At 42.3% G+C, this 444-nt stretch carries 1 protein-coding gene; it reads right to left on the bottom strand.

Translation table 11 applies throughout. The annotated features are described in order from the left end of the window. Positions 1-444 (bottom strand): IS3 family transposase (locus HX884_RS26780; RefSeq protein WP_178329062.1); only part of this gene is annotated, 444 nt, incomplete at both ends.

The raw sequence follows: 444 nt of genomic DNA, 5'->3' as shown, positions 1-444 counted from the left end.
TTCAGGCTAATTCTTCTGCTGTTGTAGTAGTCAATATATTCCGTAACAGCATCCTTCAGTTCGCTTATATTACTGAACTCGTCAAGATAAAAACACTCCGACTTTAAGGTTCCAAAGAAACATTCCACGACTGCATTATCCAGACAATTGCCTTTTCTGGACATGCTCTGTGTAATGCCTTGTTCTTTAAGGATGTTTTGATACCTTCTCATACGATACTGCCATCCCTGGTCAGAGTGCAGAATAGGATGCTCGTGAGGCTTAAGCTTTTTGAATGCCTGATCGAGCATATTCTCGACCATGTTCATCACAGGTCTTTCCGACAGGCTGTAAGAAATAACTTCGTTGTTGAAGAGATCTATTACTGGAGACAAATACAGCTTTCGCCCATTGACTGCAAATTCAGTAACGTCGGTAACCCACTTCTCGTTTGGCCGTGTAGCC

Origin of the sequence: Enterobacter sp. SECR19-1250, from assembly GCF_013391025.1 — a bacterium.
Lineage (GTDB): Bacteria > Pseudomonadota > Gammaproteobacteria > Enterobacterales > Enterobacteriaceae > Enterobacter > Enterobacter cloacae.
The sequence above is the reverse complement of the archived record's forward strand: the minus strand, read 5'-3'. Positions and strand labels throughout refer to the sequence as shown.